Origin of the sequence: Actinophytocola sp. NPDC049390 (assembly GCF_044466355.1) — a bacterium.
Taxonomy (GTDB): domain Bacteria; phylum Actinomycetota; class Actinomycetes; order Mycobacteriales; family Pseudonocardiaceae; genus Actinophytocola.
This window is the reverse complement of record NZ_JBITMQ010000019.1, coordinates 43,914-65,924: the sequence shown is the minus strand read 5'-3', so window position 1 is coordinate 65,924 and position 22,011 is coordinate 43,914. Positions and strand designations below refer to the sequence as shown.

Below are 22,011 nucleotides of genomic sequence, written 5' to 3'. Positions count from 1 at the left end.
CCGTTCGCGCTACCGGTTACAGACCGAACGCGAGCAGCACCGTGCCCTTGTCGGTCGGGTAGAACGGGTAGTAGCCGGCCTGCACGTACAGCATGCCGTCCACGATCACCGCACCGCCGTTGCCGGAGATGCCGCTGCCACGCCCGGGTACCCCGTTGACGCCGGCGAAGTCCCGGATCGCGTCGAACTCCCACAGCAGGTCGCCGTTCCGGGACGAGAAGATCCGGATCTTGCCGTCCGAGCTGCCCTCGTAGATCAGGCCGGGGGTGGCGCTGACCGCCGGGGTGAACGACAGCTCGCACATCTCGGCGAAGGCGGCCGCACCGCCGGTCGTGCACCCGTCCGCCGGGTGCCGGGCCTCCCACACGACGTCGCCGTCGACCGGGTCGACCGCGAACAGCCTGCCCGGGTCGCTGTGCCAGGTCGCCGCGTAGAGGTAGCGGCCGTCGTACGCGGTGCCCCACTGGACGCCGACGGCGTCCGGGCTGTTCGGCACGAGCGGCGTCTGCCACGCGATCCGCCCGGTGCGCGCGTCGAACGCGTGCAGCCTGCCGTCCTTCTGCCCGACGACCACCAGCGTGCGACGGCCGACCTCGACCAGGGTCGCGGTGGCGCCGATGTCCTTGTCCAGCGCGTAGGTGCCCTTGCCGGGGCAGGTCTCGTCGGGCACCTCGGTCATCTCGCACGCGGCCGTGTAGGTGTCCGGGAACGTCACCTGCTGCTTCCACCGGAGCCTGCCGGTCTCGGCGTCGATGGCGAGCATGCTGTCGGCCATCGCGGTCTGCCCGGTGGCGTTGTTGCCGGTGCCGACGAACACGGTGCCGGTGCGCCGGTCGACGACGGGGGTGGCCCACACGCTCGCCCCGGACGGCTCGAACTTCTTGGCCCCGCTCGGCCAGGTGCCGGTCTCGACGGGTTCCGGCACGGTGTGGAACCGCCAGTCCTCCGCGCCGGTGTCGGCGTCGAGCGCCACCACGGCGCCGCGGTGGGTGCAGCACGGGTAGCTGGGATCGCGGGTCGCACCGCCCTCGCTGGTGGACAGCCCGATGTAGACCCGTCCGTTGTAGACAGACGGGGAGCTGGTGAGGTTCGCCAGCGGGTGCTCGTCGACGTGCGCGGCCCACACGAGCCGTCCCGTGCGCTTGTCCAGCGCGTACACCCGGCCGGTGCTGTCGCCGAAGTAGACCTTGTCACCGACCACCGCGGCGCCGTCGCGGACGCCGTTGGCGGCGAACTGCTCGCCGGGCCCGGTGACCGCGGTGAGGTCGAAGGTCCACTTCGTGGCGCCGGACTTCGCGTCCAGCGCGACGAACTTGGCGTCCGGCGCACCGACGTACAGCACGCCGTCGACGATCGCGGGCTGGCTCCCGACCCGCGTGTAGGGCAGCCGCGCGAACGTGTACGCCCACTTCAGCTCGAGCTTTCCCACGGTCCTCGGGTTGATCTTCCACTCGGCTCCGTTGTAACGGCTGCCGGACGCGTCCTTCTGCCAGAAGGGCCAGTCAGCGGAGTGACGGGCTTCGGCCTGCGGCACGCCTCCCGACGGGCTCGCCCAGACGACGCCTAAGGAGGCCATCGTCAGCACGGCCGCGCCGAGCGCGAACGCCTTGGCATTGCGGCGCATTTCCTTTCCTTTCCTTTGTACCGCCCGCAAAACGCGACGAACGGCGCCTTCGCCACCACTGTCGGGCTGCGAGGACGCCGTCGCGCATCACGGGCCGGGTCGAGAATCAGGGGATCAGACGGTGAGCATCGCGCCGATGTACGCGAAGACCGCGACGATGCCGAAGTAGGTCCGGACGACGTGGGCGATGTGCCAGATGTGGCGCTTGCCCGCCCACTGCTCGTCCTCGACCTTGTCGACCGGCCACTTCTCGATCTGCCGCCAGATCGGCCGGTTGACGCCCTCCGACGTGAGGCCGACGCCGAGCATGCCGACGGAGCCGACGAGGAAGAACACCGTGGCGGCGGTGGACGACGTGAGGAACGCGGCCACCACGCCCAGGCTGCCCGCGATCACACCCATCCACACCGCGATCGGGTGGAACACGTGCATCTTGATGAGCTGGCAGGTGTTGACCCAGCGGCCGTAGGGCTGCGCGTTGAGCAACGGCAGGATCGACAGCTTCATGATCCAGAGGGTGCCCAGCTGGATACCCGCCGAGGCGAGGACCCAGATGCCCAGAATGTTGAGAACGGTGTCCATTCCTGCTCCAAATCAGTTTCTCGACACCAGGGAGATCGTCAGCGGGCACTCAGCTCGCGAGCCTGCCCTCGTCCTTGGTGGTTTCCTTCCTGACGACGAACTTGATCGACTTGGCCTCGCTCATGCACGCCCGCATCGGGCCGGCCAGCTCGCGGTGTCCCGGGCTCTGCTCCCAGGTCACGAAGTGCTCCAGCGACTCCCACTCGCTCGTGATCAGCCACTGCTCCGGGTCGGCCGGGGACTGGCAGACCTGGTCCAGGATGTGGCCGGGCACGCCCTCCGCGACCTCGTAGCGGATCCGCTCGTAGGCGCGCAGGAACTCGTCGGTGCGTTCGGCCGGGACGCGGACCAGGAAGACGATCCGCGCGTGGCCGTTTCCCGCCTGGCCGTTGTCGTTGTCTGGCATGGGCTTCCTCAGTCCTCGTACCGGCCGACGACCAGCGACGTGTTGTAGCCGTCGTAGCCGCGGGCGTTGATCATCGCCACCGACGTGCGCGCGGCCGTGGTCTCGCGCACGAAGTTGAGCTCGCAACCCGGGGCGGGGTCGGTGAGCCCGTTGGTGGCGGGCACCATGTCGTAGCGCATGGCCTGCAGGGCCGTGGCCACGTCGACCGCGGCGCCGCCCTGGTACATCCGACCCAGGGTGCCCTTCTGCGTGGTGACCGCGACGTCGGTGTCCGCGCCGAACACCGCGCGCAGCGCGTCGGCCTCGGACCGGTCCGCCGCCGGCACGCCGACCGCGTCCGGGAACACGACGTCCACATCGGACGTGGCGCGGTCCGCTCGCGCCAGCGCGAGCCGCATGGCCCTGGCGTACTGCTCGACGTCGCCGCCGTCGCCTGGCCTGCTCGCCCTGCCGTCGTGCGTGGCGGCCCAGCCGAGCACCTCGCCGTGGATCTCCGCACCGCGCGCGAGCGCGTGGTCGAGGTCCTCGAGGAGCAGCACCGCGCCACCCTCGGCCGCGACGTAGCCACGCGCGCCCGCGTCGAAGGGCCGGTACGCGGTGGCCGGGTCGTCCGAGGTGGACAGCCGCCCGGTGGACAGCTGGCAGGTCAGCGCGTACGGCGACAACGGGCCTTCCGTCCCGCCCGCCAGCACGACCTTGGTGCCGCGGCGGATGGTCCGCGCGGCCTGCGCGAAGCTGTCCAGCCCGCCCGCGCTCTCGGCGACCAGCACACTGCACTGGCCCTTGAGCTGGTGCAGGATGGAGATCTGCCCGACGCTCGCCGCGTAGAACCACGCGATCGACTGGTACACGCTGACCTTGCCGTCCGGCTCCGACCACAGCGCCTGCAGCTCGCGCTGACCGAACTCGTTGCCACCGGACGACGACGCGAGCGCCACCGCGGTGTCGTACGGGTCGATCGTCGACAGGTCGACACCCGAGTCCTCCAGCGCCTCCTGTGCCGCGGCGAAGCCGTGCCAGGTCCACCGGTCGGTGGCGACCTTCAGCCGGGCCGAGACGTAGTCGTCCACGTCGAACTCCGGCACCTCGCCCGCGAGCGTCACCGGGTACGACGACGGGTCGAACCGCGTGATCCGGCCGAGCTTCGAGGTCCCGTCGAGCACGGTCTTCCAGTGCGCGTCCGCGCCGATGCCCGAGGGCGCGACGACTCCGACACCGGTGATGACCACACGTGTGCTGGTCATGCGGCCTCCTTCAAGCGGCTGAACACCATTGCCGACTGGAACCCGCCGAACCCGCTGCCGACCGACAGCGCGACGTCCACCTTGGCCTCACGCGCGGTGTTCGGCGTGTAGTCCAGATCGCACTCCGGGTCACGCTGCGACCAGTTGGCCGTCGGCGCGATCACGCCCGTGTCGATCGTCAGCGCGCACGCGGCCATCTCGATGGCCCCGATCGCACCGAGCGAGTGCCCGATCATCGACTTGATCGAGCTGACCGGCGTCCGGTACGCGTGGTCGCCGAGCGCCCGTTTGAACGCCGCCGTCTCGTGGCGGTCGTTCTGCTTGGTGCCGGAACCGTGCGCGCAGATGTAGTCGACGTCGGTCGGGTTGGTGCGGCCCTGGTTGAGCGACACGGTGATCGCCTCGGACATCTCCAGCCCGTCCGGCCGCAGGCCGGTCATGTGGAACCCGTTGCTGCGGCTCGCGTAGCCCGTGACCTCGCAGTAGATCTTCGCGCCGCGCGCGAGCGCGTGCCCGAGCTCCTCGAGGATCAGCACCGCGCCGCCCTCGCCCATGACGAAACCCTTGCGGGTCTTGTCGAACGGGCGCGAGGCGTGCTCCGGGTCGTCGTTCTCCGGGGTCGTCGCCTTGATGGCGTCGAACGAGGAGACCGTCACCGGCGAGATCGGGCTGTCCGACGCGCCCGCGATGACGACGTCGGCCTCCCCGTCCTGCACCAGGTGCCACGCGTAGCCGATGGCGTCGATGCCCGACGTGCAGCCGGTGGAGACCACCTGCGCCGGGCCGTGCGTGCCGTACCGGTGCGCGATGTCCGCCGCCAGCGACGACGGCACCAGCGCCTGGTACAGGAACGGGCCGGCGTAGGTGTGGTCGACCAGCCATTCCTTGCCGGTGTTGGACACGGCGACGTACTCGTCCTCGAGCGCCATCGTGCCACCGACCGCGGAACCCATGACCACACCGGTGTTCTCGAGCGTCCGCTCGTCGAGCTCCAGGCCGGAGTCGGTGAGCGCCTCGGCGGCGCACGCCAGTCCGAACTGGACGTACCGGTCGGCCCGCCGGATCTCCTGTGCGGAGAGGCCCGCGGCGACCGGGTCGAAGTCGGCCTCGGCGGCCACCCGCGACCGGAACTTGGCCGCGTCGAAGAAGGTGATCTTGCGGGTCGCGGTGCGTCCCGCGGTCAGGGTGTCCCAGAACTGGGTTCTAGTGACGCCACCGGGGGCAACAACACCCACCCCCGTGACGACTACCCGCCTCACGCCGCCTTCTTCTGGCGGTCCGCCAGGATGCGCGCCGCCACCGCGGCCGCTTCCTCGCGGGTCTCCGTGTCCACGTGCCCCAGCTCCGGGCGCGGCGCGAGCGGCCCCAGGTGGAACACCGCGAAGACCTCCTCGTCGCCGACGTTGCGCAGCCGGTGGCGGGTGTCCTTCGGCACGAGGATCGCGCTGCCCGCGGGCAGGTCCACGACCTCGTCGTCGATGTCCACCTCGAGGTGCCCGCGGATGCAGAACACGAACTCCTCGCTGTACGGGTGCAGGTGCTCGGCGATCGCCTCGCCGGTCGCCAGCGTCGCGCCGCCCATGAACCCGGACGTCGAGCCGACCGTGCGCGGCGACAGCAGCGTCTGGATCGTGCCGCCGCGGCGGTGGTCCTGCGGGCAGTCGTGGATGGACACGACCTTCTTGTCACTCGCCCGGCGCGAGTGGTACACCTTCTCGATCTTGTCCTTGATGATCTGCATCTGGACCTTGGAGTTCTTGTTGATGTTGTTGACCATCCACTCGTCGTCCACCGGCGCGGTGTCCTTCATGTGGAAGTCCTGCACCCAGCGGAGGATGACGGCGCCCTCGACCTCCTCGTAGTACCAGTCGAGGTTCATGTACTCGAACGGACCGGTCTCGATGCGGTGGGAGTGGGTGCGCTTCTCGTCGAGGTAGCGCGTGCGCTCGCTGACCCAGCTCCACACGGTGCCGTTGTCGTCGGGGTACATGGTCAGCCGGAAGGTGATCGTGTCGCCTTCCTCGCTCAGCACGTCGGTCGCGGCGTACTCGGTGAAGAGGTCCGGCCAGTTCGGGACGTCGTTGGTGATGTCCCAGACGAGCTGGAACGGCGCCTCTATCCGGATCTGGTTGTCGGTGTGTCCAGCCATGTCGGCCCTTTTCCCCTCACGCCGCCTGCTCGGTGGCCTCGTTGATGAAATCGACGATCTCGCCGACGTTGAGCTCACCCGACTCGTCGGGGATCTCCACTCCGTACTGCTTGGTGATCACGATCTGCAGCTCGAGGACCGCGAGCGAGTCGAGGCCGAGGTCCTCCAGCGAGCCCTCCGGGTTTCCGGCCAGCGTCTCCGGGGCCAGTCCGACCTTCTTCACCAGGATCGACTCGACGTCAGAGAACGTCACGTCCGCCATGAGGGCTCTCCCTATTTCTCGTAGGTGTAGAAGCACTGCGCCTGTGCGTCCTTGGGTGAACGCCAGGTCGACAGGTACGGGGAAATGAACTCGCTCAACCGGTCACTGATGCGGACGAACTCGGGATGTCCCTTGATCCGGTCGATGGTCTCCTGGCCCGGCTCCGACGTCTCCAGCAGCTGGATGTACACGTCTCCGAGTGTCCACAGTGAACGGTGCTCGACCCCGGCGAGCCGGGGGAGTTCCGTCGCGTCGGACTCGGCCCAGATGTCGCGGACCTTCTCCTGTGAGCCGGGCATCATTCGAGCGACAATCAATGATCGGTGCACGCCAGTCTCCAGCTTCGACAAGCGCTCGTGGCGTTGTTCTCCACACGTTCGAGCGGCAGATTCGGATGGATTTCCCACTAAGAATGCGTGTCCGGCCGTCCCATGGTCATGAGTCGGATGTCCCGGCTTCCTGGGCCGTGGACCAGGGCACGAGCGCTCCTCAACCGACAATGCCCTGAAAGACGCTGCCGGGACGTTGAACGTCCCGACAGCGTCTTTCAGGGCAGGTGGGGCGACGCGGCGGCGCCGTTACGCTTCGGTGCAGTCCAGCACGATCTTGCCGGTCACGCCGCGCTCCAGCTCGACGAACACCTGAGCGATGTCACGCAGCGGCACCTTGGTGACCGACCGCGGCGCGATCTTGTCCGCGGACAGCAGGTTCAGCACCTCGGCGAGGTCCTGCTGGTAGGCCTCGGGGTGGGACTTCTCGAGGGCCCACGCGTTGTAGAAACCGGTCTTGCGGCCGTCCGGGCGCAGCTTCGGCAGGACGATCCCGCCGAGGAAGCCGACCGCGCCGATGAACATGTTCGGCTTGCCGTCGCGCAGCGCGTCGTTCTGGCCGTACGCGACCAGTCGGCCGCCCTTGCGCAGCACGCTGTAGGACCGCCAGAAGTGGGCGCCACCGATGGGGTCGAACGCGGCGTCGACGGTGCCGTCCTTGTCGTACGCGGTCGTCACGTTGGCCGTGCCGTCCTCGGCGACCGTGCCGCGCACGACGTTGGCGAAGTCCTGGGCGCGGTAGTCGATGGCGACCGCGCCGTGCCTGCGCACCACGTCCAGGTTCGCGGCGGACGCCGTGCCGAACACCGTCACGCCGCCGATGTGCTCCGCGAGCTGCAGGAACGCGAGGCCGACGCCGCCGGACGCGCCGTGCACGAGGATGCGCTGCCCGGAGCGCACCTGCGCGACCCGGTGCAGCATCTGGTAGGCGATGAAGTAGTTGAGCGACACCGACGCGGCGCTCGCCGCGTCGACCCCTTCCGGCACCGGGACGACGCGCTCGGCCGGCAGGTTCACCGCGGTGCTGTAGCCGCCGGAGACGACCAGCGCGGCCACGCGCTGGCCCGGCTCGAGGCCGGTCACACCCGGGCCGACGGACTCGATGACACCGGCGAGATCGCAGCCGGGCACGAACGGCGGCTTGGGGCCGCCGGGCACCACGCCGCGCTGGAAAAGCAGGTCCCCGTAGGAGACGCCGGCCGCCTCGACCTTGATCCGCACGTGCCCGGCGGGCGGTGCCTCGATCTCCTCGGTGCGAACTTGCAGGCAGTCGGCCGTGTCCCGGTTGACCGCGTAAACCTGGGTGGTCAGCATCTCGGCCTCCGTCGAATACAATTCTTGGCAGTCCGAAGCTAACACCGGTCAAAAGCGCCGGACAAGAAAACCGGGATCGGTTCCCCGCCACCCCGGGAAATGTTCACGAAATTCCGGGACGGCTTTCCGAATTCGCCGGGAATTCCCCGTGGGACAGTGTGCTCGACTGGGCACATCATAGCTGAAGGCCGTACCACGGCCGGACAACGTCACGCGGAGGTTGTGCATGTCCGAAGAGAACATCGAACTGGTCCGGTTCGTGACGGAAGAAGGGTTGAACAAGGCAAATCTCGACTTCATCGACGACGTGTTCTCCGCGGACTACGAGGTGCACACCGCGGGCCTCGCCCTGCCGAAGGGCCCGGCCGCGTTCCAGATGGCGGTCGAGTTCTGGAAGCGGGCGTTCCCGGACTTCACCTGTGGCATCCAGGACATGTTCGCGAGCGGTGAGCTCGTCGGCCTGCGGTTCCGCACCACCGGCACCCACACCGGGCCCCTGATGTGGATGCCGCCGACCGGCCGCACCTTCGTCGTCGAGGGCGTCGACCTGCACCGGGTGCGGGACGGCAAGGTCGTCGAGTCGTGGATCAGCGACGACTTCCCGCGCATCCTGTTCGAGCTGGGCATCGTCGAGGAGCCGAAGCCGCCGATGGGCGCGGCGCCGCCGGCCGGGGTCGCGGTGCCCGAAGCGAGGGCGAGCTGATGGCACACAAGATCGCCTTCATCGGCCTCGGCGCGATGGGCGGTGGCATGGCCTCCCGCCTGCTCGCGTCGGGCGCCGCCGTGACCGTGTACAACCGCACCCGGTCGCGTGGCGAGGCGCTGGCCGAGGAAGGCGCGGTGCTGGCGGACACCCCCGCGGAGGCGGCGAACGGCGCGGACGTCGTGTTCCTGTCCCTCGCGACGAGCGAGGTCGTCGAGGCACTGCTGTTCGGACCGGACGGCGTGGTCGGCGGCCTGCCGCAGGGCGCGATCGTCGCCGACATGTCCACGGTGGCACCGGACTTCGCCACCTCGCTGCAGGCCCGGCTGGCCGAGACCGGCCACCGCGGCGTGGACGCGTGCGTGCTCGGCAACGCGCAGCACGCCAAGGACGGCGAGCTGCGGTTCATGATCGGCGGCACCGCCGACGACGTCACCGCGCTCGAACCGGTGCTGGAGCCACTCGCCAAGGAGATCGTCCACCTCGGCGCGGGCGGCATGGGCGCGACCGCCAAGCTCGCGCTGAACCTGCTGATGGGCGTCCAGATGCAGGCGCTGGCCGAGGCGATCGTGTTCGGCGAGCGGGCGGGCCTCGACCGGGGCGTGCTGATCAAGCTGATCGCCGCGGGCGGGTACAGCTCGCCGATGATGAAGTTCAAGGCGGGCGCGATGGCGCGCAGGGCCTTCGAGAAGGCGGACTTCCGCCTGAAGCTGATGCGCAAGGATCTCGGCCTGGTGCTCGCCGAGTGCCAGCGCCTCGGCGTGCCGATGCCGACGACCGCGACCAGCTACGACTGGCTGACCGCGGCCACGAACGCAGGCCTCGGCGAGCACGACGTCGCCGCGCTGCTCGCGTTCATGGAGACCGTCTCCGGCCTGGAGCACTACCCCAGGCCGGGTGAAGCGGCCGCCTGAGCCCGGCCACACGAACGCCGCGTCCGGCATACCGGGCGCGGCGTTCTGTCGTGCTCAGTCACTCGACGGTCAGTCCGGGCAGTCAGCGTCGGTCCAGGTCGCGACCAGGTCACGGCTGACCACGGTGAGCGATCCGGCAAGGAACCCGATCTCGTGGCTGCACCCGTGCTCGTGGGGCAGGATCTCGTCCAACGTGACCGCACCGAAGCTGGTCCAGTCCGAATGGCCGACCGTGCCGAGGCTGAGAACGCTGACGCCGATGTAGTGAATACTCAGGTCTTCGTCGTGCTTCCAGCAGTTGTGGCGGAAGCCGAGTCGCAGCCAACCCTCGCCAGCCGTTTCTCCGCGTAGCAACGTCCCCGGCGCGAGGTCCTTGACGCACCGTCGACCGAAGAAGTCGTAGTGATCCGGATCCGCTGCGAACGCCCGCGCACCACGAGGAAGTGCGCCGACCAGCGTGGGTAACAGACCAAGATACGCATCCGGATCGAGGAAGTTGCCAGTCCCGGTCGCCTCCACCCTGACGTGTTTCATCCGCTGTTCAACCTCTCCGCCGACCCGATCACCGTGCACCGGGTCCAGTGAGGATAAGCACCGGAGACCGAACGACAGCGCCCGCCACCGGGGGCCGGGGTGGCGGGCGCTCGTGTGTGGGTCACTCGTAGGCGATGGCGGCCAGGACGTTCACCTTCGCGGCGCGGCCCGATGGGGCCAGTGCCGCTACCAGGCCTGCGACCACGGCGAGGCCGAGGAACACCGCGAGCGACACCCACGGCACGGCGACCTGACCAAGGTCGGCCACCGCGACCACGGCGGCGCCCGCGAACCCGCCGAACAGCAGGCCCAGCAAGCCGCCGAACACGGCCATCACCAGCGACTCGGACACCACCATGTGCACCATGTGGGATCGCCGCATGCCGATCGCGCGGAGCAGTCCCAGTTCGCGGGTGCGTTCCAGGATGGACAGTGCCATCGTGTTGATGATGCCGAGCACGCCGATCACCACCGACAGTCCCAACAGGACGTAGAGCATCAGCTCGGCGATGTCGACCTGGCTGGACGCCTCGGCGGCGGCCTGGGTCTGGTCCTGTACCGACACCTCCGGGTTGTCGGCGACCAGCGCGGTCACCGCCTCCTTCGCCGCGGCGACATCGGCGCCGTCGGTGAGCTTGACGTAGCCGATGGCCGGCAGCGCCGACACGAACAGCTCCTTGGCGGTCTCCGGTGACAGCACCGGGCCCCGCAGCAGGAAGTTCGGTGCGTAGCTCCCGACGATCCGGTACTCCCGCCAGCCGCCGCGCTCGGTGGCCAGACGCACCTGGTCGCCCACCCGCAGACCGCGCTCGGTCAGCGTGCCGGTGTCCATGACGACCTCGTCGGCGCCGAGGTCGGACAGGCTCCCGGCCTCCTTCTTCAGGCCGAGCACACTGGTCAGCTCCGCGAGCGAACCCGCGTTGGCCGGGCTGCCGACCGGCTCCCTGCCACCCGCACCGGACACCTGCACGGTGTCGACGTACTGGGCGGTGGCCACATCGACGCCGTCGACCTCGCGGGCCCGGTCGAGCACCGACTCCTCGAACGTCGGCATGATCCGGCCGTCCGCGTCGGTGGGCGGTCCGCCGCCCGCGCCACCCGCCCGGCCGGTGACGCCGTCGCCCGCGATCACGAAGTCGGCGACGAGGTCCGAGCCGAGCCTGCTCGTCACGTCCGCGCGCAGCGACTCCGCCACCACGCCGACCCCGCCGACCAGGCCGAGGGTGACCACCATCGTGGCGACGGTGATCGCGGTGCGCCTCGGGTTCCGTGCCGCGTTGCGCCTGCCCAGCTTGGCCGGCATCGACCAGCCGAGCAGCCGCCCGACCCCGGGCAGCAGCACCCGGCTGGCCAGGGGCGTGAGCAGGGCCAGCCCGAACAGGCCGAGCACGATCCCGCCACCCAGCGCCGCCCACTTGGCGCCGCCGAGGTCGGTGACCATGCTCGTGACCACCGCGCCGAGACCGAGCACGGCGGGCACGGCACCGGCCCACGTGATCACCGTCAGCGAGCGCTGTTCGGCCGCGGCCCCGCGCATCGCCGCCACCGGCGGCACCCGCGAGGCGCGCACCGCGGGCAGCAGCGCGGCGAGCACGGTGACCCCGATGCCCACCGCGAAGGCCAGCACCATGCCGGACACGGGCACGGTCAACGACACCGGCAGCTGGGCCCCGCTGTTGGCCTCCATGACGTTCTTCAGCAGCACCGAGACGACGACGCCGAGCCCGAGCCCGATCGCGGACGCGACCGTGCCGACCAGCACGGCCTCGACCAGCACCGAGCCGATGATCTGCTTGCGGCGCGCGCCCAGCGCCGACATCAGCGCCAGCTCGCCGGTCCGCTGCGCCACCAGGATCGAGAAGGTGTTGAGGATCAGGAACACGCCGACCAGAAGCGACAGCCCGGAGAACCCGAGCAGCACGATCCGGACGATGTCGAGGAACGCCATCGCGTCGCCGGCGGTGGCGTCGGCGAGCTCGTCCCCGGTCCGCACCACGTAGTCCGTGCCGAGCGCCTCGGCGGCCTGGTCGCGCAGCTCCTCAGGGGACACGCCGTCCTTGGCGGTCAGGGTGACCGAGCTGAACACGCCCTCCTCGCCGAGCATCAGCCGCTGCGCCACCGGTTCGGTGAACGCGACCTCCGTGCTCCCGCCGAGCGTGTCGAGCCCGTTGGTGTACCCGAAGACGCCGACGATCTCGAAGCTCTGCCTCGGCGCCAGCGTCAGCACGTCGATGGTGTCGCCGACCGCGAACCCGCCGAGCTTGGCGAGCCCGCCGTTGATCGCGACCTCGCCGTCCTCGGCCGGGCCGCGGCCCTCGCGCAGCTGGATGTTCCCGGTCTCGCCGTGCCACGCCCGACCGTTGCGCGGCGGGCCCTGGACGCTGATCGTCTTGCCGTCCGGCCCGATCGGCCGCGCGCCGTCGGCCGTGACCTCGCCGACCACGTCCGCCGCCCCCGGCAGCTTCGACAGCTCGGCGACGACGGACTCCGGCACGGGCGGGGTGAACGCCTTGCCCTGGTACTCCGAGTCGATGTTGGACTTCCCGGACACCGAGACGTCCACATTGGACGCGATGGTGCGGAAGACGGAGTCGAAGCCGCTGCCGACCGTGGTCGTGGTGATCATCGCGGCGGACACCGACATCACGCCCAGCACCACCGCGAGTCCGGCCAGCGCCAGCCGCAGCTTCCTGGCCAGCAAACCCTTCAGGGTCGCCTTGAGCATTACGTCCTCATCTCACGCGCCGAGCGAGTCGAGCGCCTTCATGGTGTCCAGCACCTCGTCCGCGTCCGGGTCGGAGAGCTCGTGCACGAGCCTGCCGTCGAGCAGGAACACCACGCGGTCGGCGTAGGCGGCGGCGGTCGGGTCGTGGGTGACCATCACGATGGTCTGCCCGAACTCCTCCACGGACCGGCGCAGGAAGCGCAGGATCTCGGTGCCGGAACGGGAGTCGAGGTTCCCGGTCGGCTCGTCGGCGAAGATCACGTCCGGCTTCGGCAGCAGCGCACGGGCGGACGCGACACGCTGCTGCTGGCCGCCGGAGAGCTCGCTCGGCCGGTGGGTGAGCCGGTCGGCGAGGCCGAGCGCGTCCACCACCTTGGCGAACCAGTCCGGATCCGGCCTGCGCTTGGCGATCGCCAGCGGCAGCGTGATGTTCTCCTCCGCGGTGAGCGTCGGCAGCAGGTTGAACTGCTGGAAGATGAACCCGATCCGGTTGCGCCGCAGGTCGGCGAGGCCCCGGTCGCCGAGGTCGCCCAGCATGGTCTCGCCGACCCAGACCTCCCCGGAGTCCACAGTGTCCAGTCCGGCCAGGCAGTGCATCAGCGTGGACTTGCCGGAACCCGACGGCCCCATGATCGCGGTGAACTCGCCGCGCCGGACGTCGACCGAGATGTCGTCGAGCGCGACGACCGACGCGGCGCCGGTGCCGTAGGCCTTGGTCACACCGACCGCGCGCGCGGCCAGTCCGGTGATCGTGTCGTTGGAGGTCATGGTCATGACGTGGACTCCCGTACCTTCCTGGCCGCCGGCTTGTCGGTTCCGCCACGCCGCCAGTTGATCCGGCCCCACGGCTTCAACACCGACAGCAGCGCGGCGAAGACGCCCAGCGCGGCCATCACGCTCAGCATGCCGAACAGACTGACGTCGACACTGGAATCAAGGGGCTGGAGCTGGCCGGCCTTCTCCGCCGCGTTGTAGACGGCGAACCTCAGGTTGAACGCGCCCGCCGCGAACAACGCGAGACCGATGACGAGCTTGACCGCCACCCACCACCACTTCACGAGGCCCCACTTGGTGCCGAGCCCCAGCACCACGCCCGTGAGCACGAGCAGCAGCGTGCCGGGCAGGAAGAACGCGGTCGCCAGCACCTCCATGGCGACGTACAGCGAATTCACCCGATCGAGGTCATCGGTGTTCATGCCGGCGACGCTCAACGCGATCGCGGCGAGGATGACGCCGAGCCAGCCGATCGAACTGATGATGTGCAGCACCATCCAGACCTGCCGGACTCTGCGCTCCATCGGCGGGATGATGGTGCGAGTCCTGCGCTGTGCGGAGCTACTCATGCCCCTGCCCCTTCTCACGGTCCTGCGGACCGGCCGGACCGGCCGGATCGATGTCGTGTCGCGCCCCCGATGGTCCCAGCTCCCACCGACGAAAACCGGCTACTGCACCCCGGCTCGACCAGTTCACGAGTCGCGCGTGCAGCAGGAGGCTGCCGAACAGGAAGAACATCGGCCCCGCCGGCCAGAAGAACGGCGCGTCGGAGGCGACCCAGCGGGTGATGAGGAAGACCGACATCACCACCGCGATCGCGGCGTGCGCCCGCAACCGGGCGGGTGCCGCGGCGAGCGGGAACCCGGCGGGCCTGCCCGGCCGCCGGCGCCGCACCTCCTCCTCCTTGGCGGGCAGGTCGGCGACGAACGCGGCCAGCTCGTGCCGGTAGCGCGTCGCGTAGACGCGGTCCAGCCGCTCCTCTGCCTCGGCCAGGGTCAGCCTGCCCTCACCGGCGGCTTCGCTGACCAGCCTGGCGACCTGCTCTCGCTCGCTGTCCGACGCTCGCACCGCCGTCGCGGGCGGCATGTCGTCCCGTGGCTCGTTCATGTCACTCATCGTGCCCGGGACGGCCGTCGCGGGCATCGCACCGGGGACGGCTTTCCCCGTACTCCACCCGACCGGTGCCGCCCCCGTCGTCTGCGCCCCGTGGAGTACTGGTCGAGCCATCTCTCGTCCGGTGTCCGCCCCCACCTGCCTGATCTACTGTGCAGACATGGCAACTTCGCCACAGCGATCCCGCGGACCAGGGTGGGGGGCACTGCCCGCCATCGCGATCGTGGTGCCCACGTCGATCATCCAGGTCGCCGCGACCGTGCCGGCCGCCCACTTCCAGGGCGCGACCGACCGGTTCGGCCCCCTGACGGTCGCGCTGCTGCTCCTCGGGCCCGCCCTGCTCCTGCTGCGCCGCCGGTACCCCGTCCCCACGTTCGTCGCCGTGGCCCTGGTGACCTGCCTGTACCTGCTGCTCGAGTACCCGTACGGACCGGTGTTCCTCAGCGTGGTGGTCGCGTTGTTCAACGCCGTCCTCCACGGGCGACGGCTCCTGGCCTGGACGATCGGGCCGGCCGTGGTGCTCGGTCTGCTGGTCGTGATGGACGTCGTCACCGACCGGTACCGGCTCGGCCTCGGCGAGTTCGCGTTCGCGGTCGCCTGGCTCACCCTGATCATGGTGGTCGCCGAGATCGTCAAGATCCGCCGGGACCGGGCCGCGCAGGAGGAGGAGACCAGGGAGGAGCAGGCCAAGCGGCGCGCGGGCGAGGAACGGCTGCGCATCGCCCGCGAGGTGCACGACGTGCTGGCCCACCACGTCTCACTGATCAACGTGCAGTCCGGGGTGGCCCTCCACCTGATCGACGACCAGCCGGAGCAGGCCCGCCAGGCGCTGGCCGCGATCAAGCAGTCGAGCAAGGAGGTGCTGGTCGAGCTGCGCAACATCCTCGGCGTGCTCCGGGACGTCGACGGCACCGGCGCGGCACCCCGGCACCCGGTGGCGAGCCTCGACCAGCTGGACCCGTTGCTGGAGCGGATGCGCGCGGCGGGTCTGCGGGTGAAGCTGACGGTGACCGGGACACGGCGGCAGGTGCCGAGCGGGGTGGACGCGGCAGCCCTGCGGATCGTGCAGGAGTCGCTGACCAACACCTACCGCCACGCCGGCCCCGCCGAGGCGACCGTCCTTCTCGACTACCGCGACGACGAGCTGCGTGTCCGGATCGACGACGACGGCCGGGGCACCGGGGCGGCCGCCGCGAAGCTCGGCAGCGGCAGCGGTCTCACCGGCATGCGCCAGCGGGCGGAGGCGCTCGGCGGTACATTGGTCGCCGGTCCTCGGCCCGGGAACGGTTTCCGCGTCACCGCGACCCTGCCGACAGGCCCGTCCGGCGGCGCCGAGCCTGCCGAGCCCACCGACAGCGACGACACGAACAGCGACGACACGAACAGCGACGACACGAGCAGCGTCAGCACGAAGGCCGAGAACGGGGCGACATGATCCGAGTGGTGCTGGCCGACGACCAGGCACTGGTGCGTGCCGGCTTCCGCGCGTTGCTGAACGCGCAGGAGGACATCGAGGTCGTCGCCGAGGCGTCCGACGGAGAAGAGGCGGTGGCCACGGCGCGGACGCACCGGCCCGACGTGCTGCTCATGGACATCCGGATGCCGAACCTCGACGGGCTCGAGGCCACCAGGCGCATCTCCGACGCCCAGGGACTCGAGGGCGTGCACATCCTCATCCTCACCACGTTCGAGGAGGACGAGTACGTCTTCGAGGCGATCCGCGTCGGCGCGAGCGGGTTCCTGGTCAAGGACACCGAACCGGTCGAGCTCATCCGCGCGGTGCGCGTGGTGGCGGGCGGCGACGCGCTGCTGTCCCCCAGTGTGACGCGGCGGCTCATCGCCGAATTCGCCACCAGGGCCAAGAAAGTCCGGCAGCCTGCGCGGCTGGACCTGCTGACCGAACGCGAGCGCGAGGTGGTCGCCCTCGTCGGCGAAGGCCTGACGAACGACGAGATCGCCGACCGCCTCGTGGTCAGCCCGGCGACGGCCAAGACGCACGTCAGCCGCGCCATGACGAAACTGGCCGCACGCGACCGCGCGCAGCTGGTCGTGTTCGCGTACGAATCGGGGCTGGTACGCCCCGGATGGGCGCACTGAACGCGGCTCCGCGACGAATTTTCCCTACTACACGGGACCCGGTCGAGTACCACTCAAGAGGTACTCGCGAATACTCCGCCAGCTAGAGGTCTTTGTCAGTTCTAGCTGTCAGAGTGGGCACGAACACGGTCCGTACACACGACCACCCCGGACGAGACGGACGACGGCCGCGCGCCGGCGTCCTGAGGTGGGAGGGTGTCAAGAAAGGGAGAAGCAATGACTTCCACGCAAGGTGCCCGAAAAGCGAACCTTGGCGTGCTGGCCGGTGCGCTCTTCGCGCTGCTGTGGGTAGCCGGGACGTTCGCGCAGGATTTCGGCGCCGACTCCAGCATCGCGTACCCGCGGCCCACCGACGAGATGTCGGCCGCGCAGGAGTGGTTCAGCGCCAACGGTTCCGCCGCTGAGACCAACGCCGCCCTGCAGATCGTGGCCGCGATCGCACTGATCATCTTCGCCGGTGTGGTCGCCAACCTCATCCGTACGGTGCGTGGTTCCGGTGCCGCCGCGAGCGTCGCGAGCACCGCGGGCGCGGTGTCCGCCGCGATGCTCATGGTCGGTGCCGCGGCACAGGCCGGCCTCGCCACGGACGCCGCCTCGGAGGGCCCGACGGCCCAGGCGCTGTACCAGCTCGCTTTCTGGACCGGTGGCCCCCTGCACGTCGCCACGCTCGGCCTGGCCGTCGTCGCCGCCGCGGTCGGACTCGCCAACGTGCTGCCCAAGTGGCTGAAGATCACGGGCATCGTCGTCGGCTCGCTCGCGCTGCTCGCCGCGCTGTCCGGGTTCGGGCAGGCGTTCGTGGCGTTCACGCTCTTCGGCCGCTACCTCAGCTTCGTCTGGCTGCTGATCGTCGGCATCGCCGCCGCCTTCAAGCGCGCGCCCGCGGGCGCACCGGCCGGGGCCGACGCGGCGGCCCGGGTCTGAGCCACACGGACCGGAACCCGGCGCGGGGTCGGCTGTCTCGACGGCCGGCCCCGCGCCACCTCCCTGCCGGGCACCGGTAGGCACGCGGGAGCCAATCCCGGACGCATGGAGACTCGCGCCCCACGACGCCGGGACACTCCGAACAGATTCTTGGTCGCAGACTAGTTCCCCGAAGACCGGGCGGCTCGTCCACTTTCGACTTGCCAACGTCGGATCTTCCGTCCCCGCCGACGAAAGGTGCGGTACATTGTCTGCGACGAAGACCACCAGTCCGAGCGGATCGGACCAACCCGTCAAGTTACTCCAAGGCATGACGGGCTTCCGCTTCCCGATCGCGATCGGCATTTTCTTCATCCACGCCACCCACCTCTACAACCCGGCGTCCGGCTTCACCACCCCGGTCACGCCGTTCGCCGACCAGGGGTTCGCCACCTGGTTATCGGAGTTCATGATTCCGATCGGGCTGCCGTTCCTCTCCCTGTTCTTCATGCTCAGCGGGTTCGTGCTGGCGTGGTCGTCGAAACCGGGTGAGCGTCCCAGTTCGTTCTGGCGCCGCCGGTTCTTCCGCGTCTTCCCTAACCACGTCGTCACGTTCGTGCTGGCGCTGATCCTCATCACCGGCGCGACCACCAACTGGCTGCCGAACCTGCTGCTCGTGCACACCTGGGACCCCAACGAGCCGCATGGCGGAGCCAACGTCATCGTCTGGTCGCTGTGCGCCGAGCTGTTGTTCTACACGATGTTCCCGTTCCTGATCCGGCCGATCCGCCGCATCGCGGACAGCCGGCTGTGGCTGTGGGCCGGTGCCGCGGGTGCCGGTGTGGTGGCGATCCCGTTGGCCGCCAAGCTGTTCTTCCACGACCCGATCCTGCCCGGCATCCTGCCGATCTCGCCGAACCAGATGTGGTTCGCCTCGCTGTTCCCGCCGTCGCGGCTCTTCGAGTTCACGCTCGGCATGCTGCTCGCGGAGATCGTCCGGCGCGGCCTGTTCCCGCACATCCGCGTCCCCGTGCTGCTGGCGCTGTGGGCCGCGTCGTGGACCGTCGCGCAGTTCGTGACCGTGCCGTGGACCTACGCCGTCGTCGGGCTCCTGCCGAACTTCCTGACCCTGGGCGCCATCGCCACCGCTGACCTGCGTGGCGTGAAGAGCATTCTCACCAGCAGGCTCGCGGTGTGGGGCGGCAACATCTCCTACGCGTTCTTCATGGTGCAGATGGTCGTCCTCTACTGGGGACGGACGCAGTTCTCCGGTACCTACGACTACCTGCCCGCCATCGGGGTGTTCATCGGCTTCTTCTTCGCCACGTTGCTCGCGGCGTGGATCCTGTTCAAGTGCGTCGAGCAGCCGATCATGAAGCACCTCGCCCGCCCGAAGCGCAAGCCGCCGCAGGCGGTCTCGCTCCCCGTCACCGTCCCGTCCGGCGCCTCGGCGACCGGCAAGGAGGGTGCGGCCGCCTGACCGTGCGGTCAGCAGGACAGCCGGCGGTGTCCCGCGGATCCCATCCGCGGGACACCGCCTCATGTGGACAGTCGACGAAGAGGGTGTCATGACGGAAACCGCCGAACCGAAGATGCTCGAGCTGCTGTTCGACCGCGACGAGTACCGCAGACTGCGTGCCGAGCGGCCCGTCGCCAAGGTACGCCACTTCAACGGCGCCGCGGTCTGGCTGGTGACCCGGTACGACGACATCAAGGCGGTGCTGAGCGACCCGAGGGTGAGCAACAACCCCCGGCACCAGACCCGGGTCGACACCACGGCCGCCCCCGGCCTGCCACCGGAGTACCTGCGCTACCTCGGCCGGTCGGTGTCCATGATGGACCCACCGGACCACAACCGGGTGCGGCGGCTGGTGTCGAAGGTGTTCACCGCGCGGCGGGTGCAGCAGCTGCGGCCGAGGGTCCAGCAGCTCACCGACGAGCTCCTCGACGGTCTCGCGGACCGCGACGAGCTGGACCTGCTGGCCGACTTCGCCTACCCGTTGCCGTTCGCGGTGATCAGCGAGCTGCTCGGCGTCCCGGAGGAGTTCCGGGAAGACTGGCGCGAGGCGCTCGAGGGCATGATGTGGGGTGCGTGGGAACAGGTCGCGCCGGGCGCGCGAGCCATGGCCGACTACGCGGAACGCGTGGTCCGGCTGCGCCGCGCGGAGCCGGGCGACGACCTCATCTCCGCGCTGGTGCGCAGCAGGGACGCCGACGGCGACCAGCTCGACGACGACGAGCTGGTCTCGCTCGTCATCACCATCCTGAACGCGGGCCACGAGACCAGCGCACAGCTCATCGCCAACGGCACGTTCGCTTTGCTGTCCCATCCGGACCAGCTGGCACGGCTGCGTGCCGACCTGTCGCTCCTGCCCTCCGCGATCGAGGAGATGCTGCGGCTGTTCGGTCCCGCCGAGCTCGCCGGCCTGCGGTTCACGAAGGAACCCGTCGAGATCGGCGGGGTGTCCGTGCCCGCCGGCGAGGTCGTCCAGATCCTCTGGGCGTCGGCGAACCGGGACGACACCCAGTTCCCCGACGCGGAGCGTTTCGACGTCGCCAGGGGGAACAACGCGCACCTGTCGTTCGGGCACGGCATCCACTACTGCCTCGGTGCGGCACTGGCCAGAGTGGAGGCCGAGGTGGCGTTCGGCACGCTGCTGCGCCGCTTCCCCCATCTCTCGCTCAGCGTGCCCGAGGAGGAGGTCGTCTGGAAACGTGGCTTCCCGCGCGGCATCAACCGGCTGGAACGACTGCCGGTGACCCTCTCCGGCGACCTCGGCTGGAGCCGCGACGTGGCCTGAGCCGTCACTGTCGACAACGGACCCCGGGAGAACGCCCGGCCGGACTTTCCGGCCGGGCGTTTTCGCGTGTTCGCGGTCGTTCGCGTATTTCCCACTGACAGGTGACTCAAGACTCAAGGTAGCGGGTAGGTAAAAGGAGACAATTATTCGAGTAATACCCGACCAGTACTCGATGTGAGGTGCCGAGCCGATGAACAAGCGTGCCGTCTTCGGCCTCTTTTTACCCCTGTATGGCAGTCAGTTCCTGGCGATCGGATTCCTGTTCACGGCGCTCGCCGCCATCACCCGAGACCGAGGTGGTTCACTCGAGGACATCGGGATCATCTATGGCATCGGGTTCATCTGGGCCCTGAAATTCCTGTGGGCGCCCCTCGTGGACCGTTACGGCTCCCGCAAGCGCGGGCACTACCGGTCCTGGCTCGTGGTCACCCAGCCGGCGGCCGCGCTCGGCATCGTGGCGCTCGCCCCGCTCGACGTCGGTGAGAACCTCGGGCTCATCGTCGCCCTGCTGTCGGTCGTCGCGATTCTCTCGGCCACACAGGACATCGCCACCGACGCGCTCGCCGTGCGGATGATGAGCGGCCGCGAGCGCGGCGGCATCAACGGCCTGCAGATCGGCGCGAACTTCGTCGGTGACGTCATCGGCGGCGGTTTCGTGCTGGTGATGTACGACGCCTTCGGCTGGGTGCCCGCCATCCTCACGCTGGCCGTCGTGGTCGCCATCCCGATCTACTTCATCCGCCGCTTCCGGGAGCCGATCGTCGAACCGGCCGACACCGCCACCCCGGCCCGGCGCCCGTCGATGTTCTCGGTGTTCCGCCAGCCGGGTGTGAAGCGGTGGGCGCTGGTGCTGACGCCGCTGCTGGCGATCGCGATGCCCGGTGCGTACGGCATGCTCGTGCCGATCCTGATCGACTCCGGGGTGTCCGTCGGCATGGTCGGCATGCTCACCAACGGCCTCGGCGGCGTCATCGGCATCGCCGCGGCGATCGGCGCCGGGTTGTGGGTGCCGCGGCTCGGTCGCAGGCGTGCCCTCGTCTGGTACGCCGCGGGCCAGGTCGTCGCCATCGCCACGATGATCCCCGTCGCCGCCGGTGGCGGCATGGCGTGGGCCCTGCTCGCCATCGTGATGGTGAACATCTTCAACTCGGCGGTCTTCGTGATCATGTACACGATCAACATGGACCACAGCCGACCGGAGACCGCGGGCTCGGACTTCACGGTGCAGACCAGCATCTCGCTCGGGCTCCGCTTCGCGGCGGCCGGCATGGTGATCGGGGTGGCCGGCGCCGCCGGGTACACCGTGGCGATGCTGGTGTGCGCGGGTGTCGCGCTGGTCGCGCTGATCGCGGTGCTCACCCTGTACCGCGACCCGGCACCGGCCGCGGTCGCACCGCCGCCCGTCGAGCCGACGCGCGACCTGGCGGAGCAGCCTGCCTGACGTGGCGTCGCCGAGTCGGGGGCGGACCGGAGAACCGGTCCGCCCCCGGCTGTTTCCTCGACGGGCTCGTCAGCGCCCTCGCGGACACTGGGACGACAC

The 22,011-nt window shown here is 69.7% G+C and carries 22 protein-coding genes; 8 read left to right on the top strand and 14 right to left on the bottom strand.

The genetic code is table 11. The features are described 5' to 3' along the window. Window positions 1-16: 16 nt before the first annotated feature. The 9 genes from ACIBVP_RS39410 to ACIBVP_RS39370 all read right to left on the bottom strand — a co-directional run bounded on the left by ACIBVP_RS39410 (window position 17) and on the right by ACIBVP_RS39370 (window position 7,910). Window positions 17-1,624, bottom strand: a complete 1,608-nt coding sequence (locus ACIBVP_RS39410) for a PQQ-binding-like beta-propeller repeat protein (protein ID WP_396111628.1) — start codon at window positions 1,622-1,624, stop codon at window positions 17-19. A gap of 114 nt (window positions 1,625-1,738) precedes the next feature. Further along, window positions 1,739-2,206: a hypothetical protein gene (locus ACIBVP_RS39405; protein ID WP_396111627.1), complete on the bottom strand. Its 468-nt coding sequence runs from the start codon at window positions 2,204-2,206 to the stop codon at window positions 1,739-1,741. A 49-nt stretch (window positions 2,207-2,255) separates the two neighbouring features. After that, window positions 2,256-2,612, bottom strand: coding sequence for an antibiotic biosynthesis monooxygenase family protein (locus ACIBVP_RS39400; RefSeq protein WP_396111626.1), 357 nt, complete (start codon window positions 2,610-2,612; stop codon window positions 2,256-2,258). Window positions 2,613-2,620: 8 nt separating this feature from the next. Next, window positions 2,621-3,856 carry a beta-ketoacyl synthase N-terminal-like domain-containing protein gene (locus tag ACIBVP_RS39395; RefSeq protein ID WP_396111625.1) on the bottom strand — a complete coding sequence of 412 codons (1,236 nt, stop codon included), beginning with the start codon at window positions 3,854-3,856 and terminating at the stop codon, window positions 2,621-2,623. Continuing rightward, a complete protein-coding gene (locus tag ACIBVP_RS39390; protein ID WP_396111624.1) occupies window positions 3,853-5,115 on the bottom strand; it encodes a beta-ketoacyl-[acyl-carrier-protein] synthase family protein in 1,263 nt (420 codons plus the stop codon). The genes ACIBVP_RS39395 and ACIBVP_RS39390 overlap by 4 nt, the downstream gene beginning before the upstream one ends. Further along, entirely contained in the window at window positions 5,112-6,005 is an 894-nt protein-coding gene (locus ACIBVP_RS39385) for a cupin domain-containing protein (RefSeq protein ID WP_396111623.1), read from the bottom strand. The genes ACIBVP_RS39390 and ACIBVP_RS39385 overlap by 4 nt, the downstream gene beginning before the upstream one ends. A gap of 16 nt (window positions 6,006-6,021) precedes the next feature. Next, the gene (locus ACIBVP_RS39380; RefSeq protein WP_396111622.1) at window positions 6,022-6,267 is read right to left on the bottom strand and encodes a phosphopantetheine-binding protein; all 246 of its coding nucleotides are present in this window, start codon (window positions 6,265-6,267) and stop codon (window positions 6,022-6,024) included. An 11-nt stretch (window positions 6,268-6,278) separates the two neighbouring features. Further along, complete coding sequence (locus tag ACIBVP_RS39375) at window positions 6,279-6,596, bottom strand: TcmI family type II polyketide cyclase (RefSeq protein WP_396111621.1); 318 nt, start codon at window positions 6,594-6,596, stop codon at window positions 6,279-6,281. A 249-nt stretch (window positions 6,597-6,845) separates the two neighbouring features. Then, complete coding sequence (locus tag ACIBVP_RS39370) at window positions 6,846-7,910, bottom strand: medium chain dehydrogenase/reductase family protein (protein WP_396111620.1); 1,065 nt, start codon at window positions 7,908-7,910, stop codon at window positions 6,846-6,848. A gap of 226 nt (window positions 7,911-8,136) precedes the next feature. On the opposite strand from ACIBVP_RS39370, the gene ACIBVP_RS39365 reads away from it, so the two are divergent. Continuing rightward, window positions 8,137-8,613 carry an ester cyclase gene (locus ACIBVP_RS39365; RefSeq protein WP_396111619.1) on the top strand — a complete coding sequence of 159 codons (477 nt, stop codon included), beginning with the start codon at window positions 8,137-8,139 and terminating at the stop codon, window positions 8,611-8,613. Next, a complete protein-coding gene (locus ACIBVP_RS39360) occupies window positions 8,613-9,527 on the top strand; it encodes an NAD(P)-dependent oxidoreductase (protein WP_396111618.1) in 915 nt (304 codons plus the stop codon). Before ACIBVP_RS39365 ends, ACIBVP_RS39360 begins: the two co-directional genes overlap by 1 nt. A 69-nt stretch (window positions 9,528-9,596) precedes the next feature. Here the strand turns inward: ACIBVP_RS39360 and ACIBVP_RS39355 are convergent, their stop codons facing one another. From ACIBVP_RS39355 to ACIBVP_RS39335, 5 genes are all read right to left on the bottom strand, one after another. Continuing rightward, window positions 9,597-10,061, bottom strand: coding sequence for a hypothetical protein (locus tag ACIBVP_RS39355; RefSeq protein WP_396111617.1), 465 nt, complete (start codon window positions 10,059-10,061; stop codon window positions 9,597-9,599). Between the two features lie 121 nt (window positions 10,062-10,182). Beyond that, the gene (locus ACIBVP_RS39350; RefSeq protein ID WP_396111616.1) at window positions 10,183-12,786 is read right to left on the bottom strand and encodes an ABC transporter permease; all 2,604 of its coding nucleotides are present in this window, start codon (window positions 12,784-12,786) and stop codon (window positions 10,183-10,185) included. A gap of 12 nt (window positions 12,787-12,798) precedes the next feature. Next, on the bottom strand, window positions 12,799-13,560 hold the full coding sequence (locus tag ACIBVP_RS39345) for an ABC transporter ATP-binding protein (protein ID WP_396111615.1): 762 nt from the start codon (window positions 13,558-13,560) through the stop codon (window positions 12,799-12,801). Further along, the gene (locus tag ACIBVP_RS39340) at window positions 13,557-14,084 is read right to left on the bottom strand and encodes a hypothetical protein (RefSeq protein ID WP_396111614.1); all 528 of its coding nucleotides are present in this window, start codon (window positions 14,082-14,084) and stop codon (window positions 13,557-13,559) included. Before ACIBVP_RS39340 ends, ACIBVP_RS39345 begins: the two co-directional genes overlap by 4 nt. A gap of 37 nt (window positions 14,085-14,121) precedes the next feature. Continuing rightward, window positions 14,122-14,667 carry a DUF1707 domain-containing protein gene (locus tag ACIBVP_RS39335; protein ID WP_396111613.1) on the bottom strand — a complete coding sequence of 182 codons (546 nt, stop codon included), beginning with the start codon at window positions 14,665-14,667 and terminating at the stop codon, window positions 14,122-14,124. A 166-nt stretch (window positions 14,668-14,833) separates the two neighbouring features. Between ACIBVP_RS39335 and ACIBVP_RS39330 the strand changes: the two genes are divergently transcribed. The 6 genes from ACIBVP_RS39330 (at window position 14,834) to ACIBVP_RS39305 (ending at window position 21,912) form a co-directional block, all read left to right on the top strand. Then, a complete protein-coding gene (locus ACIBVP_RS39330) occupies window positions 14,834-16,108 on the top strand; it encodes a sensor histidine kinase (RefSeq protein ID WP_396111612.1) in 1,275 nt (424 codons plus the stop codon). Then, entirely contained in the window at window positions 16,105-16,770 is a 666-nt protein-coding gene (locus ACIBVP_RS39325) for a response regulator (protein ID WP_396111611.1), read from the top strand. Before ACIBVP_RS39330 ends, ACIBVP_RS39325 begins: the two co-directional genes overlap by 4 nt. A 216-nt stretch (window positions 16,771-16,986) precedes the next feature. After that, window positions 16,987-17,691 (top strand): hypothetical protein, encoded by a 705-nt coding sequence (locus ACIBVP_RS39320; RefSeq protein ID WP_396111610.1) that lies wholly within the window; start codon window positions 16,987-16,989, stop codon window positions 17,689-17,691. A gap of 310 nt (window positions 17,692-18,001) precedes the next feature. After that, window positions 18,002-19,150 (top strand): acyltransferase family protein, encoded by a 1,149-nt coding sequence (locus ACIBVP_RS39315; protein WP_396111609.1) that lies wholly within the window; start codon window positions 18,002-18,004, stop codon window positions 19,148-19,150. An 88-nt stretch (window positions 19,151-19,238) separates the two neighbouring features. Then, complete coding sequence (locus ACIBVP_RS39310; RefSeq protein ID WP_396111608.1) at window positions 19,239-20,471, top strand: cytochrome P450; 1,233 nt, start codon at window positions 19,239-19,241, stop codon at window positions 20,469-20,471. A gap of 190 nt (window positions 20,472-20,661) precedes the next feature. Continuing rightward, window positions 20,662-21,912 carry an MFS transporter gene (locus ACIBVP_RS39305; protein ID WP_396111607.1) on the top strand — a complete coding sequence of 417 codons (1,251 nt, stop codon included), beginning with the start codon at window positions 20,662-20,664 and terminating at the stop codon, window positions 21,910-21,912. The last annotated feature ends 99 nt before the right edge of the window (window positions 21,913-22,011 follow it).

Coding starts and splice junctions, on each gene's coding strand:
- ACIBVP_RS39320 (WP_396111610.1), top strand. CDS start 16,987: ATGACTTCCACGCAAGGTGCCCGAAAAGCGAACCTTGGCGTGCTGGCC.
- ACIBVP_RS39310 (WP_396111608.1), top strand. CDS start 19,239: ATGACGGAAACCGCCGAACCGAAGATGCTCGAGCTGCTGTTCGACCGC.
- ACIBVP_RS39305 (WP_396111607.1), top strand. CDS start 20,662: ATGAACAAGCGTGCCGTCTTCGGCCTCTTTTTACCCCTGTATGGCAGT.
- ACIBVP_RS39360 (WP_396111618.1), top strand. CDS start 8,613: ATGGCACACAAGATCGCCTTCATCGGCCTCGGCGCGATGGGCGGTGGC.
- ACIBVP_RS39410 (WP_396111628.1), bottom strand. CDS start 1,624: ATGCGCCGCAATGCCAAGGCGTTCGCGCTCGGCGCGGCCGTGCTGACG.
- ACIBVP_RS39340 (WP_396111614.1), bottom strand. CDS start 14,084: ATGGAGCGCAGAGTCCGGCAGGTCTGGATGGTGCTGCACATCATCAGT.
- ACIBVP_RS39405 (WP_396111627.1), bottom strand. CDS start 2,206: ATGGACACCGTTCTCAACATTCTGGGCATCTGGGTCCTCGCCTCGGCG.
- ACIBVP_RS39335 (WP_396111613.1), bottom strand. CDS start 14,667: ATGAACGAGCCACGGGACGACATGCCGCCCGCGACGGCGGTGCGAGCG.
- ACIBVP_RS39395 (WP_396111625.1), bottom strand. CDS start 3,856: ATGACCAGCACACGTGTGGTCATCACCGGTGTCGGAGTCGTCGCGCCC.
- ACIBVP_RS39345 (WP_396111615.1), bottom strand. CDS start 13,560: ATGACCATGACCTCCAACGACACGATCACCGGACTGGCCGCGCGCGCG.
- ACIBVP_RS39325 (WP_396111611.1), top strand. CDS start 16,105: ATGATCCGAGTGGTGCTGGCCGACGACCAGGCACTGGTGCGTGCCGGC.
- ACIBVP_RS39355 (WP_396111617.1), bottom strand. CDS start 10,061: ATGAAACACGTCAGGGTGGAGGCGACCGGGACTGGCAACTTCCTCGAT.
- ACIBVP_RS39385 (WP_396111623.1), bottom strand. CDS start 6,005: ATGGCTGGACACACCGACAACCAGATCCGGATAGAGGCGCCGTTCCAG.
- ACIBVP_RS39380 (WP_396111622.1), bottom strand. CDS start 6,267: ATGGCGGACGTGACGTTCTCTGACGTCGAGTCGATCCTGGTGAAGAAG.
- ACIBVP_RS39315 (WP_396111609.1), top strand. CDS start 18,002: ATGACGGGCTTCCGCTTCCCGATCGCGATCGGCATTTTCTTCATCCAC.
- ACIBVP_RS39365 (WP_396111619.1), top strand. CDS start 8,137: ATGTCCGAAGAGAACATCGAACTGGTCCGGTTCGTGACGGAAGAAGGG.
- ACIBVP_RS39370 (WP_396111620.1), bottom strand. CDS start 7,910: ATGCTGACCACCCAGGTTTACGCGGTCAACCGGGACACGGCCGACTGC.
- ACIBVP_RS39350 (WP_396111616.1), bottom strand. CDS start 12,786: ATGCTCAAGGCGACCCTGAAGGGTTTGCTGGCCAGGAAGCTGCGGCTG.
- ACIBVP_RS39330 (WP_396111612.1), top strand. CDS start 14,834: ATGGCAACTTCGCCACAGCGATCCCGCGGACCAGGGTGGGGGGCACTG.
- ACIBVP_RS39400 (WP_396111626.1), bottom strand. CDS start 2,612: ATGCCAGACAACGACAACGGCCAGGCGGGAAACGGCCACGCGCGGATC.